This window comes from Verrucomicrobiia bacterium, from assembly GCA_036405135.1.
Taxonomy (GTDB): Bacteria; Verrucomicrobiota; Verrucomicrobiia; order Limisphaerales; family JAEYXS01; genus JAEYXS01.
The window spans coordinates 46,170-64,524 of sequence record DASWYF010000018.1 but is presented as its reverse complement, the minus strand read 5'-3'; the positions used below and the strand labels follow the sequence as shown (position 1 = coordinate 64,524).

12 protein-coding genes are annotated in these 18,355 nt (G+C 56.1%); 6 read left to right on the top strand and 6 right to left on the bottom strand.

All coding sequences use genetic code 11. The features are described from left to right. Window positions 1-164: 164 nt before the first annotated feature. From VGH19_08095 to VGH19_08085, 3 genes are read left to right on the top strand one after another with little or no spacing between them, the layout of a single operon-like run. A complete protein-coding gene (locus VGH19_08095; GenBank protein ID HEY1171311.1) occupies window positions 165-2,216 on the top strand; it encodes a hypothetical protein in 2,052 nt (683 codons plus the stop codon). Between the two features lie 14 nt (window positions 2,217-2,230). Then, the gene (locus tag VGH19_08090) at window positions 2,231-3,760 is read left to right on the top strand and encodes a polysaccharide biosynthesis/export family protein (protein HEY1171310.1); all 1,530 of its coding nucleotides are present in this window, start codon (window positions 2,231-2,233) and stop codon (window positions 3,758-3,760) included. Window positions 3,761-3,772: 12 nt separating this feature from the next. Continuing rightward, window positions 3,773-4,894: a polysaccharide biosynthesis/export family protein gene (locus VGH19_08085; protein HEY1171309.1), complete on the top strand. Its 1,122-nt coding sequence runs from the start codon at window positions 3,773-3,775 to the stop codon at window positions 4,892-4,894. Window positions 4,895-5,001: 107 nt separating this feature from the next. On the opposite strand, the gene VGH19_08080 is transcribed toward VGH19_08085, so the two are convergent. Next, on the bottom strand, window positions 5,002-5,490 hold the full coding sequence (locus tag VGH19_08080; GenBank protein HEY1171308.1) for a hypothetical protein: 489 nt from the start codon (window positions 5,488-5,490) through the stop codon (window positions 5,002-5,004). A gap of 104 nt (window positions 5,491-5,594) precedes the next feature. Between VGH19_08080 and VGH19_08075 the strand changes: the two genes are divergently transcribed. Together VGH19_08075 and VGH19_08070 are read left to right on the top strand one after the other, a co-directional pair. Next, entirely contained in the window at window positions 5,595-7,424 is a 1,830-nt protein-coding gene (locus tag VGH19_08075) for a toprim domain-containing protein (protein HEY1171307.1), read from the top strand. Between the two features lie 150 nt (window positions 7,425-7,574). Next, window positions 7,575-8,342 (top strand): SDR family oxidoreductase, encoded by a 768-nt coding sequence (locus VGH19_08070; GenBank protein ID HEY1171306.1) that lies wholly within the window; start codon window positions 7,575-7,577, stop codon window positions 8,340-8,342. A gap of 133 nt (window positions 8,343-8,475) precedes the next feature. On the opposite strand, the gene VGH19_08065 is transcribed toward VGH19_08070, so the two are convergent. From VGH19_08065 to VGH19_08045, 5 genes are all read right to left on the bottom strand, one after another. After that, window positions 8,476-8,817 carry a hypothetical protein gene (locus VGH19_08065; protein ID HEY1171305.1) on the bottom strand — a complete coding sequence of 114 codons (342 nt, stop codon included), beginning with the start codon at window positions 8,815-8,817 and terminating at the stop codon, window positions 8,476-8,478. A 12-nt stretch (window positions 8,818-8,829) separates the two neighbouring features. Further along, entirely contained in the window at window positions 8,830-9,963 is a 1,134-nt protein-coding gene (locus VGH19_08060) for a response regulator (protein ID HEY1171304.1), read from the bottom strand. Beyond that, entirely contained in the window at window positions 9,960-12,056 is a 2,097-nt protein-coding gene (locus VGH19_08055) for a HEAT repeat domain-containing protein (protein HEY1171303.1), read from the bottom strand. Before VGH19_08055 ends, VGH19_08060 begins: the two co-directional genes overlap by 4 nt. A 258-nt stretch (window positions 12,057-12,314) precedes the next feature. Beyond that, complete coding sequence (locus tag VGH19_08050) at window positions 12,315-13,721, bottom strand: TonB-dependent receptor (protein HEY1171302.1); 1,407 nt, start codon at window positions 13,719-13,721, stop codon at window positions 12,315-12,317. Between the two features lie 1,125 nt (window positions 13,722-14,846). Further along, window positions 14,847-15,374 carry a hypothetical protein gene (locus tag VGH19_08045; GenBank protein ID HEY1171301.1) on the bottom strand — a complete coding sequence of 176 codons (528 nt, stop codon included), beginning with the start codon at window positions 15,372-15,374 and terminating at the stop codon, window positions 14,847-14,849. Window positions 15,375-15,654: 280 nt separating this feature from the next. Between VGH19_08045 and VGH19_08040 the strand changes: the two genes are divergently transcribed. After that, entirely contained in the window at window positions 15,655-18,351 is a 2,697-nt protein-coding gene (locus tag VGH19_08040) for a hypothetical protein (protein HEY1171300.1), read from the top strand. The last annotated feature ends 4 nt before the right edge of the window (window positions 18,352-18,355 follow it).

The window sequence follows — 18,355 nt, the reverse complement described above, 5'->3', positions numbered from 1 at the left end:
AGACGTTTGGCATGAGTTGGCATGGGGGTATGGATTTCAGCTCTTTACGGTATTCACCTACTTAGCCTGCCATCATATCGGGTCTAACATTTCCGCATAAATTGCACGATGAAAGTCGCGCTGAGCCAAACAACCGGAGAACAAAATAATTTCAAAACAGCCCTATGAAGAAAACGGATGCGAATGAGGATGTGGTCTATGCCCGGCGAAAAGGAGGATCGCGGACAAACCACCGGGATGAGATCGATGACCGTCGCGAGCGTGTGAGCGACGGTTTCGGCCATTCCGATCAGCCGCAGAACAGCGCGCCTGCATTCGATGTGCTGCCGTTCCTGGGGATCGTGGCCGGGCAATGGAAGAAAATCGTGGTAGGAGGCGTGGTGATAGGCGCACTCGGATTGGCCGCAGGCATGAAACTTTGGGACAAGCATTACACGGCCGTCGCGCAACTGGTGCGCAACGAATCACCGAACACGGCAAGTGTGCTGGGTGACCGGGAGATGTCCGCCCAGACATTTGCAGGGATGCTGCGCGCGCCAGACTTGATCGAGCGGGTGGGTGGCAAGCTGGGGCTTGAAGCGGAGCAGCTATCCGAGAGTTTACGGATCATGCCTGAGCGCAACAGCGAGATACTGACGGTGGCAGTTTCAGGAAAGACGGCGGAGGAGGCGGTGCGCGGGGCGAACACTTACGCGACGGAATCCGTGACTTACACGCAGGAGATGCAGGGTGAATCGGCGAAAGAGATCAGCCGGTTCCTGCACCATCAGTTGACGCAGATCAACGAGGAGATCCAGGTGCTGAACCGTCAGTGGTGGACGGCGAGCAAGTCTTTGGCGGCGGCATCAGTGGCGGCAGCGGGAACTTCTCAATCGAAGATGCCGATGGCCTCGGTGATGACGCCGCAGCAGATGACTCCGGCGCGGACGATGCAGTTGATCAGCAAGCTGGATACGGCGCGGGATGAGCTTTTCGACCTGTTGACGCGTTATACGGATGCGCATCCGCAAGTGGTGGCGCAGCGGTCAAAGATCGCGGCGCTGGAGAAGCAGATTCAGCAGATGGAGCCGGCTACCAAGGCCGCACCTGCTGTGCCAAGCCCGGTGCTGGCTGTGGAGGCGGCAACCAAGGCGCCAGAAGAAGCAAAGGCAACAACGGTGGCATCTAATCCGGATACGGATCTGGATATCATCAAGACGAAGTTGACGGCTTTGGAAAGCGCACGACTGGCCTTGCTGAGCAAACAAAACACGTTGCAGCTCTTTGAACGCAATTCGCCGGGCAATTATCGGGTGCTGCTGCCAGCGACAATCGGTGAGGCGATCGTGCATGATCCGAAGTTGAAGATCGCGTTTTTGGCAGTGTTTGGCGCGGTAGTCGGAGCGTTTGGCATGGCGTTGTTTGTGGCGGGACGTGAATTTTTCGATGACCGTCTGAAGACGGCTGATGATGTGAAACGGGTGACGAGTCTGCCGGTGCTGGCGCGTTTGAACAATTTGGAAGGGATGACGGCGCTGGAACGGCGGGATTGGGCATTCCGCACGTGGACGATGTTGCAGAAGCGCATCGGCACGTCGCCGAATGAAGGTCTGGTGTGCGGTATCACGGCGTCGAGTTCGGCGGAGGAGCGTTCGGTGTGGATGAACCTGCTGGCGCAGGCGGCGAGCCAATGCGGTTTCCGCGTGCTGACGATCACTACGAAGAAATCACCCGATCAGCCTGATGCACTGCCGATGATCCCTTCTGCGGAAGATTCGCATAAGGCGCTGACGGAGACATTGGTGAACTCGGAATCGGCGTTGCTGGCACCGGTCAACACGAATGCCTTGGAAAGTCCGATGGAGGTCTCGCAGAAGCTGACGGGGGTGGATGCGCAGCCGATGGTGCATATCCCGCTGCCGGGCTGGGTATGGAATCTGGAGCGCCGCCGTCAATGGAAGGCGGCGCTGGATCAATGGCAGCAGATTGACAATGTGGTGATCCTGGTGGAATTGCCACCGGCATCGTCACCGGAAGCGGTGTTGCTAGCGGAAAATCTGCCGAACCTCATCTGGTTGACAGAGAGTGGAAAAGCGACAGCGAGCGACACACGCACGCAGCTTGAGACCTTGAACAACGCGTCCTGCAATATAGTGGGCGCGGTGATGAAGGATGATGCAACGTCATCGTCGTTTAAACCGAATTTTGCGCGGTGGACCCAAACCGCAGCAGCTTAAAAAGGGACATTCATATGGAAAAATTCACTAACACACTACTTTTACGCCTTTTCGCCGTGCACATTGCACTGGTGGCGTTTTGTGCTTCCTCTGCCATCGCGCAGAATGCGAAGACACCGAAAAAGGAACAATTCGCGGTGGCGGGCTGCAAGGTATCCAACTTGCAAGTGAACGCCAGTGGCGCGAAGGAAGCGACACTGACGATGGATTATGATTACGACGGGAAAGGACGTCCGCCGATCAAGATCATCACGGTGATGGAGAAGAAGGGAAGCAGTTCGGTGACGAATTCCTTTCATGTAGAGGATGCGGAGATTCCTGTGGGGCAAGGCTCGGTGAGCGTGAAGGTGCGGTATCTGAAGGATGAGCCGCTGACGACGGATCGTGTGAAAGTGCATTTCCGATATCCGATCAGCAAGTATCAGCTGGGGACAGCGACGTTTGAGGAGCCGATCTCTTGGGGAGATAAAGGTGCGGAGAAAGTGAAACTGCCGCCTGCGACAGCGGAAATGCCGGTAACGGCCAAGGCGAGTGAGGAAGTGAAGACTGTGGCAGCGGTGGCGCCGACGGAGTCGGCAGCGAAACCGGTGGAAGTGGCGGCACTGCAGAATGCGGATGCGCCCGTGGCTGCGGGAGGTTCTTTCTCCGCGATGCATACGGTGAAGCGGGCACCATGGCAGGAGAAATTGACCTTGGGGCCAGGCGATGTGCTGCACTTCTCGCTGTTCGGCGAGCCAGACTTGGTGGTGGAGGATGTGTTCATCGGGCCGGATGGACGCTTGAGTTACCTGGAGGCGCAGAATGTGATGGCGTCCGGACTGACGGTGGATGAGTTGCGCACGAAGTTTGACGAGGAACTGGGCAAGTTCCGTCGCTCGCCCAGGGTGATCATCACGCCGGCGGCTTTCCACAGCAAAAAATATTTCGTGCTGGGACGGGTTTCACAGAAAGGTGTGTTCACGCTGGACCGGCCGGTGACGGTGATCGAGGCGATCGCGCGGGCGCGGGGATTTGAGACGGGAATGTCGGAGCGTGATCTGACGGATCTGGCGGATCTTTCGCACAGCTTTATCGCGCGCCGCGGACAGCGGGTGCCGGTGGATTTTGAGAAGCTGTTCCTGGAGGGAGATCTCTCGCAGAACATTCCGCTGGAGCCGAATGATTATCTCTACTTCCCGGCGACGGATGTGAAGGAAGTCTATGTGCTGGGTGAGGTGAAGTTTCCGGGCAGTGTGAACTTTGCGGGCAGCGGTTCCACGATCGGAGCGATCTCACAGCGCGGGGGATTCACCGAGAAAGCGTGGCGCAGCAAGGTGCTGGTGGTGCGCGGTTCGCTGAACAAACCGGAGACCTTCGTGGTGGACATGAAGGATGTGCTGGCAGCGCGGACGCCGGATTTCAAATTGCAGCCTAAGGATATCGTGTTCGTGAGCAGCCGTCCGTGGGCGAAGGCTGAGGAGCTGCTGGATGTGCTGGCGACGGCCTTTGTGCAGGCGGCGGTCATCACATGGACGGGCGGCAACATCGGATCAATCATCAAGTAACGAAAAGGGGTTATGAAAAACTTTAAAGGATTAGTCATCGCGGCGTTGGGCATCTCGCTTTTTACGGGATGCAAGAGCAATCCCGGACCGGCGTTTGATGCGCGGCAACCGGTAGATACGAATGCGCCGGTGGTGAAGGTGACCGAGATGACGAGCGTACCGAGCACGCTGGATGGACGGTGGCTGGAGATGCCGACGAATTCGTTCACACTGGGACCGGGTGACAAGCTGGAGATACAGATCCCGGGCGATATCACCACAAAGAGCACAACGATCGTGGGGCCGGATGGGAAGATCTATTATTACCTGCTGCCGGGCGTGGATGTGTGGGGGCTGACGTTGAGCGAGGCGAAGACGAAGCTGGAAGGGCAGCTCAAGGAATTCTTCCGCGAACAACCGCAGGTGTCGCTCACGCTGCGCGGTGTGGAGAGCAAGCGCTTCTGGATGATGGGGCGCGTGAATGGGCCGGGCATCTATTCACTGGCGATGCCGGTGACATTGCTGGAGGCGCTTACCCGTGCGGGTGGGCCGAGTGTGCCGAGCCCGCTGGCATCGCTGGCGAGCCTGGGTGGAGCCGGGACGGGGACATCGAGCAGCAGGCAGGAATCGGCGGATCTGAAGCGGAGCTTTGTGATCCGTGATGGGAAGATGCTGCCGGTGAATTTTCAGAAGCTGTTGCGCGAGGGTGATATGAGCCAGAACATTTATCTGCAAGCGGATGATTTCGTGTTCCTGCCGGCGGCGGCATCGCAGGACATCCATGTGCTGGGAGCGGTAGCGCAACCGAGGGCGGTGACGTTCACGGACGAGGTGACCTTGATCTCGGCGATCTCGAGCTCGGGCGGTTCGATCAAGAATGCGTATCTCTCGCATGTGGCGATCGTGCGCGGTTCGTTGACGGAACCGAAGATTGCGATCGTGAATTATTGGGACATCGTGAAGGGCAAGGCACCGGATGTTCGGCTGGAAGCACAGGACATCGTGTATGTGCCGTACACGCCGTATCGTCACCTGACACGTTACTTGGACCTGATCGTGAACACGTTTGTGCGCACAGTGGGTGCGAACGAAGGTGCGCGGGCGGTCTCGGATGGCGAGACGCAGGTGGATGTGAATGTGCCGATCAATTTCTGACGGCTGTCCGTTTGGTTGGTTAGTTAGTGTATTGTGTGAAAACCGGAAGGAGAGGGCTCCTTCCGGTTTTTCTTTTGTGTAAGGGAGTGTGAAAGTCGATCGCAAAGCTAGGATTCACGCCCGGGCCATGGCCGGATGACAAACGAGAATGTACCGTTCTGTTCGGCTTCCATCAGTTCAGAGACATAAAAGGACAGGTCCTGTTGGGAGAAGAACACGGCGGGTAGATGGGAAAGCAAATGGTAGAATTTTTCCCGGCCGCGATTGGGGATTTTTAGGCCGCGTTGAGCCGGACCGGTCTTCGTCAAGATATCCACCACAATATCCAGGTCATCCGGGCAAGCGGTGATGATGAGATCGCAAGGGCCTTGAAGGATGCCTTTTTCGTAGGCCCAGAAAGCCATTTCAGAATTTAGACCGCTACCTACACAAATCTGGTGTGCGCCGTCTTTGCTCAAGATGAATCCCTGCAAACCAACCCATGGCGTGGGATTGGGAAAGAACCAGTAGCCGCCCCGATCAATGGCCAACCCGGGAGGGTAATCACAGGGCGGCATGTGTTGATTCCTGATGGCTATACCTTCGGCCAAAGTCATGCCGCATTGAACCTTTCTTTCAGTAAAATTTCCACACTTCCTTATTGGCAGGGAAGGTTTCCATCACAATATTCTTTGCCCGAACCGTAATTGATCTGATTTGTATGGCGGAAGAGAAGAAGCACGTTTACGACGAGAGCAAGATCAAGACCCTGTCTTCGATCGACCACATCCGGCTGCGCACGGGCATGTACATCGGGCGCATCGGCGATGGGTCGCATTATGATGACGGCTGCTATGTCTTGCTGAAGGAGGTCATCGATAACGCCATCGACGAATACATCATGGGCCACGGGCGCGAGGTGAAGATCACCTTGGAAGGGAATCATGCGACCATCCGTGATTTCGGTCGCGGCATCCCCTTGGGCAAGGTCATTGATTGCGTTTCCCAGATCAACACGGGTGCGAAGTATAACGATGAGGTGTTCCAGTTCAGCGTGGGTTTGAACGGCGTGGGTACGAAGGCGGTGAACGCACTGGCGAAGGAGTTCACGGTGCGGAGCCATCGTGAGGGCGAATTTTTTGAGGCGACGTTCAAGCAGGGCAAGCTGAAGAGCGAAAAGAAGGGCAAGACCTCGGAGCCGAACGGAACGTTCGTGAGCTTCGAGCCAGACCCGACGATCTTCAAGGACAGCACGTACAAGCTAGAATACGTGGAGCGCCGTCTGCGCCACTATAGCTATCTGAACGCAGGGCTGAAGCTGAATCTGAACGGGCAGGAGTTTGTCTCGCGTCGCGGCCTGATGGATCTCGTGCTGGAAGATCTGGAGAAGGATAACAGCGAGCCGATCTATGCGCCGCTGCATTACACGAGCAAGACGCTGGAGTTCTGCTTCACGCATACGAACAGCCGTTACGGTGAGACGTTGTATTCGTTCGTGAACGGCCAGTATACGAGCGATGGTGGTACGCACTTAAGCGCGTTCCGTGAAGGTTTGCTGAAGGCGGTGAATGAGTATTCCAAGGGTAAGTTCGACGGTGACGATGTGCGTGAGTGCATCGTGGGTGCAGTGGCGATCCGTTTGAAGGATCCGATGTTCGAGTCCCAGACGAAGAACAAGCTGGGTAATACGGAGATCCGCACGGAGCTAGTGAACACGGTGCGCGAGGAGTTATTGCATTACTTCAATCGCAACAAGGAGATCGCGACGAAGATCATGACCAAGGTGCAGGACACGCAGCAATTGCGGAAGGAGCTGCAAGAGGTCAAGAAGCTGGCGCGTGAGCGTTCCAAGGCGGTGAGCCTGCGCATCCCGCAGTTGAAGGATTGCAAGAATCACTTCGACAAAGAAAAGGGGAAGGGCAAGGGGACGATGGTGTTCATCTGCGAAGGTCAGTCCGCGGCGGGTTCCATCACGAGCTGCCGCGATGTGAACAACCAGGCGGTTTTCGTGCTGAAGGGCAAGCCGCTGAACGTGTGGGATTTGAAACGCGACATCGTCTACAAGAACGATGAGATGTACAATCTCATGTGCGCGCTGGACATCGAGGATAACACGGAGAATGTGCGCTATGAGAAAGTCATCTTGGCGACGGACGCGGACGTGGACGGCTTGCACATCCGCAATCTGTTGATCACGTATTTCTACCGGTTCTTCGACCAGCTCGTGCAGGATGGTCATCTCTATGTGCTGGAGACACCGCTCTTCCGTGTGCGAAACAAGCAGGAGACGATCTATTGCTACAGCGATGAGGAGCGGGAAGCAGCCATCGCCAAGCTGGGCAAGAGCTGCGAGATCACACGATTCAAAGGTTTGGGTGAAATCTCACCGAACGAGTTCAAGCAATTCATCGGCAAAGAAATGCGGATGAGCCAGGTGGAGTACGCGAGCAAGGCGGAGGCGAGCGGCATCCTGACGTTCTACATGGGGCGCAATACGCCGGAACGCAAGGACTACATCATGGAGCATCTGGTGGTGCCGGTGGAAGACTGAGAAAGGGCGAGGTAAGAGGGGCGAAGTGCGAGAGGTGCTGGCACCCCTCATCCTCAATCCTTCTCCCCTCCGAGGGGAGAAGGAGGATTGGTCTTCGATGTTTGTAACCTGGAATTGCCAATGAGCGGCCTCCACTTTAGTTTTATTTTTATGTTCAGCCTGAAAGAGAAGATCACTTTGGTCACGGGTGCCGGTTCTGGCATTGGGCAATCCATTGCAGAGGTTTTTGCGAAGGCGGGAGGCTTCGTCTATGTGACGGATCGCGATGAGAAGGGCGGGGCGGTGACGGTGGCGAAGATCAAAGAGGCGGGCGGTCTGGCGGAATTTCTCAAGCTGGATGTGGCTTCTGAGGAGAGTTGCGCGGAGGTGGCGAAGGCGGTGCATGCGGCGAAGGGGCGTCTCGATGTGCTGGTGAACAATGCGGGCATCGGGCATGTGGGGAATATTTTGCAAACGCAGGTGGCGGATCTGGACCGCATGTATCACGTGAATGTGCGCGGGGTGTTCAATGTCACGAAGGCGTTCATCCATCAGATGGTGGAGCGCAAGTCAGGTAACATAGTGAATCTCGCATCCATCGGCGGCGTCGTCGCGGTGAAGGATCGGCTGGCGTATTGCACCACGAAGTTCGCGGTGGTGGGTTTCACGAAAGGCATTGCACTGGATCATGCGCTGGATGGCATCCGCTGCAATTGCATCTGCCCGGGGCGTGTAGAGACGCCGTTTGTGAAGGCGCGGTTGGCAGAGTATCCCGATCCGGAGAAGGCGTATCGCGAGATGGCTTCCACGCAGGCACTCGGGCGCATGGCGAAGCCGGAGGAGATCGCTTACGCGGCGCTGTATCTGGCGTGTGATGAATCGGCTTTTGTGACGGGGACGGATTTTATCATCGATGGTGGGTGGACGGCGGGGAAATAGGCCGGTTGCACCGGCGGGTCGATATTGGAGAAACTACGAACATCGAACGCCCAACATCCAACATCGAGAGAAAATTAGAGCCTCCTGACGTCGGCTGGGTGAGGGTCCGCCTTGTTACCTCGGCGGCTACGAGTTAGCCCCAAAGGGTTTGGAATTCGTAGAAGATGCGGTCGAGTTCTTCTTTGTGAAGCTGGTTGTCGGTGATGAGGCAGAGGCAGTTGCCGTCGGAACGCATCACGGTGTGGAGGGTGCCTTTTTCAAATTTCCAGTTGAGCTGCGGCACCTGCGCTTTGCGTAATTTAAAAGTCTGGAACACTTCCGCGATTACCTGACAGGTGTTCTCCATTTTCTCGCGGTTCACTCCGTTTTCTTTCGGAATAAGGTAGGTGGTCTTGTCGTTGTAGCGCACGCCAGCACCTAGGATTCCCGCCGCTTGCGTGTTGTCATCCAGCCAGTTGTTGAAGATGGTCAGCATAGAGATGACGGTTTATTTGGTGGCACCAGCCAGCAGGACTTCCGGGGTGACATTGCTGGAGCGGACGAAAACGGTGCAGTTTTTCTGCAATTGAAAAACCATGCGCGTGTTGTTGCCGGGTGCTTCTACGCGATCGCAACGACCTAGGCCTAGGCTGCGTCCAAGATGTTCGGCACGCGTTTGCAGAAGGCGGGCGAGTTCCATCCGTATGTCAGCTTCCGTGGCCTGCCATTCGTAAAGTGCATCGCCTTGATTGGTGCAGATGATGATCTCTTCGATCTTCGGCTGCGGAACGATGGGAACAGTCTTTTGCTGCCGGATGGACGGTGCGGCGATGATCGGCTTCGCAACTGAAGGTGCAGGAGTCGGAGCGGAAGCAGGCTTGGGTTCGGGTGCCTGACTGACGGCGCCGGCTTTGTTCGCCTCGGCCTTCAACTGGATCTCATCACGGACGCGCGCGGCTTCCATGATGAGCATTTCCCACTGACAATTGATCGTTTCCTCGCCGGGGTCGGTGTAGGGCTTCAGGGCAAACTCACCGGTATCAAACGCGAGCAGACGATTGAAGGCATCTTCACCTTTGCTCTGCCCAATATGCGCATGAATGATGTTGCCGTCCTTGATGAAGATGCGGCCCTTGGTGCCCTGCGTGGTGATCTCAAGCACGGAAGATTTGGTGCCGAGACATTCGAGCTGCAAGACTTCCTGCAAACCGACGCGCCGCAACACACCGCGGAAACCATCCTGTTGCTGCACGTCAATGATCTCATTCAACGTGGCGTAAACGGTCTCCATCTGGTCGATGGCCGCGGCCTTTTGCAGATAGAGATCGGCACCGTTAGCGAGGCAGAGGTCGCGATTTGCCGTGTCAACCGAGCCGGTCAAAATCGCTTTGGGAATATTGGGATACTTGCGATGGACGAGTTTCAGGAATTGAAAACCATCCATCACCGGCATGTGCAGATCGATGACAATGAGATCTACGGGACGCTCTTGCAATATCGCCAACGCCTTGCCGGTGGTGGGAGCGATGAGCACTTCCCATGAGCCTTTGGCCCACAGGTTGAAAAGGTTCTCATACATCTCGAGGATGGCCTGATCGTCATCCACGAAGAGAACTCGTTTACGGTGTAAGGGATTGGTCATCCGGCGGCAGCGAGAGTGGTTCTGCGGCGATCCAATTCGAGATTCACATAATGGACGACGCGCGATATGTCGACCGGTTCGAAGCCTACGATTTGGAAAGTGGCGGTCTGTTGGTCGAACTCGAATTGATTCTGAGCAAGGCCGGGCAATTCGAGGATGGCCCCGAGCTGATGATCGGAGACATTATGAGCGCCATCGGCCAAAATGTTCTCCAAGGCACGCGCCGATGCGGCAGCGAGATCGGGATCTTGGCACAGCTCGATCAGGAACGGTGTGGCAGCGGCATCGCGGATCGCGGAGAGGGCGGACTCGGCACCTTGCCAGGAATCCGCATGTTCGTCCTTGGCCTTGATGATGTCCATCAAGAGCGGGATGACCATGCTGCCACCTTGGGCGGCGGATTCCCAATCCTTGACCTCGATGGCGTAGCGGGCAGCCTGATCGGGAGTGCGTGGAGTCCAGCCTGCGGCTTGCAAGGCGAGGGCAGCCATGTGCCGTATCTCTGCGATGTCGTCCGCAAGGCGGGCGGCCAGTGCTTCACCGATGCGGGCTGATTTGATTTTGGAGAGCGCTTTGACGGCAGCCTGACGTGTGTTGCTGGTGCGGCTGGCGGAAGCTTCTGCGAGGGCAGGGATGGCGGGTTCGCCCAAGGAAATGGCGTCGTCCCAGCGTTCGAGCAAGACTAGTTGGCGTCCGCGCAATTCCTGTTCCTTCGTTTCCCAACCGAGTGAGTGCAATGATTTCGCGGAAGCTTTGCGCACGGTCTCGTCTTTATCTTGGATATGTTTGGCGAGGAAATCGGTGGCGCGTTTGTCAGCAAGTCTACCGAGCGCTTCGGCGGCGGCTTGGCGCAGATCGCGATCGGAATCGTCCAGGCACAGGAGGAACGCTTCGAGCGTGGCCTGCTTGCGTGCCTGCATGGGGTCGGCGGCCTTGGAGAGTTTGCTCTCGAGTTCGACCTCTTTCGTGGCTTCGATCTCGCCCATCTTCGAGAGCACTTCCACGGCGGCTTGTCGCACCCAGTAATCCGTCGCTTGCGCACGTTGACGCAAGGCGTTGACCGCGCGTTTGGCTTGCTCGGATTTCTCCCAATCCTTGTTCAGGCGGCGCAACACGCTCGCAGAGGTCTGGCGGATCTGGTCGTGCTCATCGGTGAGCGAGAGAACGAGATGTTCGATGGCGGCGGTATCGCCGATCTTGCCGATGGAGATCACTGCGGCGAGCCGGGTATCGCGATCTTTGTCGTTCAGGCAATTCACCAGATGCGTGATGACGCGGGAATCTTTGAACTTACCGAGGCCCTCGACTGAAGCCATGCGCACATCCCAAGCACTGTCCTTCAAAAGCTTTGCGAGCGGATCGATGGCGCGGGGGTCGCCGAGTTTGCTCAGGGCCTCGATCACGGTTGCTCGCACGCGCGTGTCTTTATCGCGCAGGGCGAGGATGAGCGGTTCTACCGCACGGCTGTCACCGAGACTGGCTAGGCCTTCGACGGCCTTGGCGCGGACGTTGGAATCCTCATCCTTCAATGCTTCGATGAGCGGCTTGACGACCTTAGGATCGCCGATCCAGGCGAGCGCTTCCACTGCCTGCATGCGCTTGTAGTAAACGCTCGTCTTGAGCGTGGCGATGAGCGGCTCGATAGCAGCGCTACCGAGTTCGGAAGCCTTTTCCAGTTTGCCCAAGGCGACCAGTTGCAGCGCTTTCTGCACTTCGTTCGCGGGCGACCAGCCGAGTGAGTCGAGAGCGCTCGCAGCGCGCCAGCGGACGCCACTGCTATCGTCCTTCAATGCGGCGACGAGTGGTTCCATGGCGCGGCGATCACCGATCTCCCGCAGAGCTTCCGCAGCGGCTTCGCGCACGGCGGCTTCGCGGTCATGGAGGGCTTTGACGAGAGGATTGGCGGCGCGTTCGTCCTTGAGCTTGCCTAGGGCAGAAACGGTCAGTCGGCGGACGGCGGGGTCAGCATCGCCCAAGGCGGTGAGCAGGGGGTCCAGCACGCTGATGTCTTCCATAGACGCCAGTTTCTCCACGGCTTTGAGCCGTGTCTTGGCGTCTTTTGACTTAAGCTGCTGTAGCGTCCACCAAAGCATTCGCTGCCCTGTCTCCGATTTATGCCGATGCGATAACCCGCTTGCCGCTAATTGGTTACACAGTATCCCCCGGTTGGCAAGTATGCCCGTCCGTTTGGACCTGTGAAATTCCTAGGACTGAAGATAGCAGGTTTCGTTCTCGTTGCACGCCCAAGTTGCCTTTCCTGCGGGGTTTAGGTGTACAAACAGGCAGTTCGCCCCGTACCCTAGAGCTATTAGGCGATGGTTTTCTCAGTAATGCAATAAAGCTATAAGGCCCTATTTCGATTCTTGGTAGCCGAACAGGCGGCGTTCCTTGATGAGCTTGGCGACTTCTTCCGGCACCATGTTCTCCCAAGCGGGATCATTGGCGCGGAGTTTCGCGAGGCAATCGCGGGAGAAGATGGGCAGGCAGTTCTCGTCGATGTCCCGGAGACCCTCGATGAAGCGGTTCTCCACGAGGTAGGCGTAGAGGTGGCGGAGATTCGGGGCCACGCGCAGGTTGCCTGCCGTGATCATCATGCCGGTCTTCGGTTCCTTGAGCGGATACACGTAGAGCTTCAGGTCGTTTTTGAAGAGGCGACCGAAAGATTCCAGAATGCCGCCTTCGAGATCCGCGTAATACTTCTCGTCGAAGATCTCTTTCAAGCTCGGGACACCCATCGAGATGCCGATCATCTTCTTCGTGTAACGGAAGAGGTAGGAGGCCAGGCGATGGTATTCACCGTAGTTGGAGATGAGGACCGTCTTGCCCAAGGCACCGAGGATGTCCACGCGATCGAGGAAGTCCTTGTGATCGATCTTGTCGCCGTCCGTGAGGTTTTTGAGCGTCATCTCCATGAGGACGAGGACGTCTTCTCCCTGCACTTTCGGTTCCTGCACGAAGAGCGCTTGCGCACTGTTCAGCATGTCGATCGTCACTTTCGTCACGGGGCGGAAGCTGCCGCGCTCCACCATGATCGCCTTCTTGTAGAGGAGATCAGCGGGTTGCACGACTTTGCCATCGGCGGTGAACATCGCGGCCTTCGTGAGGCCGATCTGCACGAGGTGCAACGCCATGAGGCGGTTATCCACACCTTTGAAGGCCGGACCGCTGAACTCGATCATGTCCACTTCCACGCGTTCCAGCGTGAGGTTGTCCAGCAGCGAGCGGATCATGCCTTCCGGCGACGTGTGACCGTAAAGCGCGGCGTGAATGAGATTCACACCGATGATGCCGAGCGCTTCCTGCTCCTGCAGGTTCTCCTTATCGATGAGGCGGACGTGGATGATGATCTGGGATGGTTCCGCACCGGGTTCCGATTGGAACTTGATACCGAGCCAGCCATGCGCTTCATCCTGTCGTGTGTAACTGCGCGCCACGACGGTATCCGCGAAGACGAAGAACTTCGTCGTAGCACCGCGTTTGGCGGAGAGACGTTGGATGAGCAGGTCGTACTCATGATGCAACATCGTCTGAAGACGTTGCCGGCTCACATAACGCTCGCACGCGCCATAGATGGCATCGCTCACGGTCATGTCATAGGCGGACATGGTCTTGGCGATGGTGCCGGAGGCACCGCCCACGCGGAAGAACCAGCGGGCGACTTCCTGGCCGGCACCGATCTCGGCAAAGGTGCCGTATTTGCTGGGGTCCAGGTTGATCTGGAGTGCTTTTTGATGTGTGCTTTGTACTTCTACGCTCATCGTGGTGAGGAACTTAGGTTCGGCCCGATTAAAAAACGAGCCAGAAATGCAGGGCGGGTTGCACCCGCACGCAAATGTAACACTAGTAACACAAGCGGTCACGCCGGTTGCCCTACCACCCATCGGCAAACAGAGCAGGGGACTGAAGCCCCTATTCCATGGCCGGGCAAAGCTGCCGCTTTGCCGTTACATCATTTTTTTATTCTCAATTCCTGATTCAACATTCCCCGAAGTCGCCTTCCCATCTCGTCCGTTTGATGCTCCCTCTTCTCGATGGCATCCTGTTCTGCGGCACTCTAGCCACCAGTCTGCACCTCCCGGATCCGACCCTCGCCAGCCACTCCACAAAGAAACGCAGTCGAAGAACAGAGAATGCTCGCCGAAACACGGCGTTCCCATCTCCCTCTCTTCCATCAATAGATGGAGGAGAGGGCGCGGGGAGAGGAGGTGCTTAGCCCCCTTTCTGCATTCTCCCTTCTTCGTTCTACATTCCTTAAAAGGAACTATGTCAAAGAGCAATGAAACCACCTGACCCCTGTGTTGTATCTGTCTTTTGCTCCCTCCCAATAGGGGAGCGCGAACTTCGCGCTGTCCAAAAACCCGGCTGGTTCCGCAGTGGTATTAGAGATTCCCCGATGGGTCATACAAATCCTACGCCCACCGACGTCCCGTTCCCCCTCCAGCTTACGAGCCCTGATCCAGCACCCGATACACCCGCATATCCTGAAACGGTAGGGCGTTGCTGCCGCGACGCCCTGACCTTTTTTGTCAAGGCACCGTGATAACCAACACCCCACCACCGCCGAAGCCCACGCCTCCCTTTGGGGAAGCCGAACTTCGGCTGGTTCCATAAGGATCGTCACCTCCCCGCCAACGCAGGCACACAACTTCGCACGCGTAAACAATGCATCATCATGCTTGGTGACTTGAGGATTTCGGAGGCTGCTTATTCTCAGACGAGCCAACCACCACTCCTCTCCTTTACCGACAACGAGTTGTCAGCACTGACAAACAATATCAAATCCCCACAAGAAAACCATCACTTTTCGCTAAAATCTGCAGAGAAACCCCAACCTTTTCATCCACAGAAACATACAAAAAACGCCGCATGCGTAAGTGGGTGTTTTATCTTCCGGTATCAATGTTCTCTTTCTTCGCGAACACCTTTTTCTTATCCAAAATCTGCCGCCTTAAATTGATCTGAAATTGCGTCCGCTTCCGCTGCACCAAGCTCTCAAGTTCTGGCAGCGTCAAAAACTTCACGGAAGGACATTCCGGATGCAGGCACACGAATGCAAAGTTGAATTGCGCACCTAACGCTGTGGCCAGATTGAATTCGTTCTCCGTCGCTCCGAAAAAGAATCCCAGCGGATTATCCGGCAGCTTTTTCTTTGTCGTCTTCAATTCTATAAGCGTCACTGCCTTCGGATCCGCAATCTCAACTTCTTTATTAGTGCGTGATGCCCCTTTTATCCGCACCAGGTCAAACGTTTTACGGAAAGCCAGCGACAGCCCCAGCATCTCCAGCAGTTTTTTTCTTCCGATAAGGTCCGGATGAAAGAGGTCTGGCGAAGTGCTCATCACAAACTCCATCCCTTCCAACTCCGTCCGGTTGTTGGAAAGCGTGATCTTGAACGAATGAGCTTTGGCCATCACCCGCAGGATCAACGATCCACCACTTTCAGATCAAGATCAGATGTTCTGTCTCATATGGCGCAGATTCCTCCGTCGTTCCTCCTCACGGCTATCGGCTTTGTTTTCCTGCATGGACAATCACCCCCTTCTGAAATATAAAAATCAGTGTTCACTAAACGACTTTTTCCCAAGGATGCGGAGGAAGGGCGGATTTCAAATCATGAAGATACCGGACAAGGTTAAAGGTTTTGCCACAGCAGGCACGAGGCACTTTTATGCATTATTGCTATGCTTAAGCATGGTAATGGCACCTGCGGGAATTGTTTTCGCTCAAACCTCCGCCTTTACTTATCAAGGAAAACTGACAGATGGCAATCAGCCGGCGCAAGGCAACTATGATTTGAGTTTCAAGTTATACCAGGTGGCCAATGGTGGCGGAAGTGTGGCCGGGCCGATCTCGGTTTCACCTGTCGCGGTGGAGCAGGGAGTATTCAATGTCAGCTTGGATTTTGGATCAGCGGTTTTGAGCGAAGGTAATAATCTGTGGCTGGAGATCGGAGTGCGGCCTCATGGCAGTGCTGATCCGCATGTGATCTTGGCTCCACGCCAGATGTTGCATTCCGCGCCCTATGCTTATCGGGCTCAGGTGGCTGGTGTGTCGATGAACTCGCTGGTTTCGCAGACGGTGGCTCCGGGCGGAGTGACCAGTTCAGCACTGGCCCCCGGTTCGGTGAACAGCGCGCATCTCAGCTCCGGTGCGATTGCTTCGAATCTCGCCAATTCCGGCCAGACCGCTGTGGGCAGTGGCGGGGTGATCATGTCACTCGGCGAGAATGCCAGCTTGGAAGCGGCTGGGTATGTCAAGTTAGGCGAGACTGTCATCCCCGATAGCTGGAGACGCATTCAACCCAACGTTGCACCAGCTGCCCGCCAGGATTCATCCAGCGTTTGGACTGGCAGTGAATTGATGGTGTGGGGCGGAATGACCAACGGAGTGGCTGCCGGAGACGGTGCACGTTTCAATTCCAAATCGCAAAGCTGGCTGGCTTTGCCCTTTTTGAATGCACCGGCAGCCCGCTATGGTCACACGGCTGTTTGGACGGGAGCTGAGATGATTATATGGGGCGGACGCAACCAGTCTGGTCAGGCTTTGAACACAGGGGGGAAATATTCATTGGGTCTGGATGTTTGGAGTTCGTTAAATCTTACTGGCGCGCCACTTGCCCGCTTTGGCCATTCGGCGATCTGGACCGGCAGCCAGATGATTGTTTGGGGCGGGCAGACCGCTGGAGAACAGAGTTTGGATTCGGGTGGCCGTTATGATCCCGCCACTGGTCTGTGGAGCCCGCTTTCACTGGTGAATGCTCCACAGCCAAGGACGGGTCACACCGCCGTATGGACCGGCACCAAAATGATTGTGTGGGGCGGTTGGGATGAGTTCGGCAACTTGTTCGGTACTGGCGGAATTTATGATCTGTCCACGGACACCTGGTCGGAGATGACCTTGGATTCCGCTCCTTCGCCTCGTAAAAATCATACGGCTGTCTGGGCAGGAGAAACCATGATCATCTGGGGCGGGGATTCTAACGCCATCGAAAATTCCGGTGCCCGCTTCAACCCGGTTACGGGGACTTGGATTCCTTTGCCGGTGATTGGCGCTCCAGCAGGTTTGGCAAAACACGGAGCGGTATGGACTGGCAGTCGCATGGTCATCTACGGGGGAGTTGGAGCTGATGGAGAGGCCAAGGGGGGCCTTCATAGTTATCATCCGGCTTCAAATCTGTGGAGCACATCCAGCGTGACCGGTTCACCCTCCGCACGCATACGACCGGCTGTTGTTTGGACTGGTCTGAATATTCTCATTTGGGGCGGAACCGATGTCTCGGGTAATAACCTTGCTGAAAGCGCTTTTCATGATCTTGAGAAAAACGAATGGTCATTGATTTCCAGTGGAGTTTTGCCTGTGTTTACCGGGCCTTGCAGCACTATATGGACTGGTTCAGAAATGTTGGTTTGGAACAATACTTCAGGCCCCGGATACCGTTATGATCCTGTGTTGAACCGTTGGAAAGCCATGTCCATGGTGAACGCCCCCACTACATCCGCACCGGCAAACCTGATATGGACGGGGACGGAATTGCTTGTCTGGGGATTGGCTAGTGTTTCAGGCGGCCGTTACAATCCCACCACGGACACTTGGGCGACGATCTCCTCTGTGGGCGCCCACTCAAGTCGCGCGGGCAGTTCGGTGGTTTGGACGGGATCTGAGATGATTGTCTGGGGCGGGAACAGCATTGTTCCCTTCGCTTCTGCTCTGAGCAGTGGCGCTCGTTACAGTCCGTCTGCCGATCGCTGGACTCCTACCAGCTCTGCGCCGGGATCTTCGCAACGGTCTGAACACAGTGCCGCTTGGGATGGGACTAACATGGTCATTTGGGGAGGAAGATACAGTTATACCGAAGAGATCTTTGTGACTTTTGGACGGCTATATAATCCGGTAACAGACACTTGGAGTAATTTTTCAGGTGGATCCGGTCGCTTTTCCTCCGCCACAGTTTGGACGGGGACTGAAATGATTGTGTGGGGTGGTTGCTCATCCGGTGGGGCCACCGCTACTCCCGCAGGTGTACGTTATAATCCGGCTTCTAATACTTGGACTTCCATGGGAAGAGCGAACTACGATACTCAACTGGCCATCAATCCCTATGGCGAGACGCAGAAGTCAGTGCCCGTCTGGACCGGGAAAGAGATGATACTATGGGGGAATTCCGGCACATCAGGTGCCAATCCCACGGGTTATCGCTATTCACCCGCCACCGATACTTGGGATAAGATGTCTATGAATGGTAGCCCCGGTGTCCGCTTATTCTACGGCGCAGTTTGGACTGGGAAAGAGATGTTGGTATGTGGGGGGACCTATAATTTGAGCACTTACCTCAGCGATCTTTATGCCTATATTCCAAGTCGCTCCATGGTTCTTTATCTCCGTCCATAAATGA

Bases quoted from the DNA above. Each gene is read 5' to 3' on its own strand.
- VGH19_08085 (HEY1171309.1), top strand. From the start codon at position 3,773: ATGAAAAACTTTAAAGGATTAGTCATCGCGGCGTTGGGCATCTCGCTT.
- VGH19_08075 (HEY1171307.1), top strand. From the start codon at position 5,595: ATGGCGGAAGAGAAGAAGCACGTTTACGACGAGAGCAAGATCAAGACC.
- VGH19_08040 (HEY1171300.1), top strand. From the start codon at position 15,655: ATGGTAATGGCACCTGCGGGAATTGTTTTCGCTCAAACCTCCGCCTTT.
- VGH19_08065 (HEY1171305.1), bottom strand. From the start codon at position 8,817: ATGCTGACCATCTTCAACAACTGGCTGGATGACAACACGCAAGCGGCG.
- VGH19_08095 (HEY1171311.1), top strand. From the start codon at position 165: ATGAAGAAAACGGATGCGAATGAGGATGTGGTCTATGCCCGGCGAAAA.
- VGH19_08070 (HEY1171306.1), top strand. From the start codon at position 7,575: ATGTTCAGCCTGAAAGAGAAGATCACTTTGGTCACGGGTGCCGGTTCT.
- VGH19_08080 (HEY1171308.1), bottom strand. From the start codon at position 5,490: ATGACTTTGGCCGAAGGTATAGCCATCAGGAATCAACACATGCCGCCC.
- VGH19_08045 (HEY1171301.1), bottom strand. From the start codon at position 15,374: ATGGCCAAAGCTCATTCGTTCAAGATCACGCTTTCCAACAACCGGACG.
- VGH19_08055 (HEY1171303.1), bottom strand. From the start codon at position 12,056: ATGCTTTGGTGGACGCTACAGCAGCTTAAGTCAAAAGACGCCAAGACA.
- VGH19_08060 (HEY1171304.1), bottom strand. From the start codon at position 9,963: ATGACCAATCCCTTACACCGTAAACGAGTTCTCTTCGTGGATGACGAT.
- VGH19_08090 (HEY1171310.1), top strand. From the start codon at position 2,231: ATGGAAAAATTCACTAACACACTACTTTTACGCCTTTTCGCCGTGCAC.
- VGH19_08050 (HEY1171302.1), bottom strand. From the start codon at position 13,721: ATGAGCGTAGAAGTACAAAGCACACATCAAAAAGCACTCCAGATCAAC.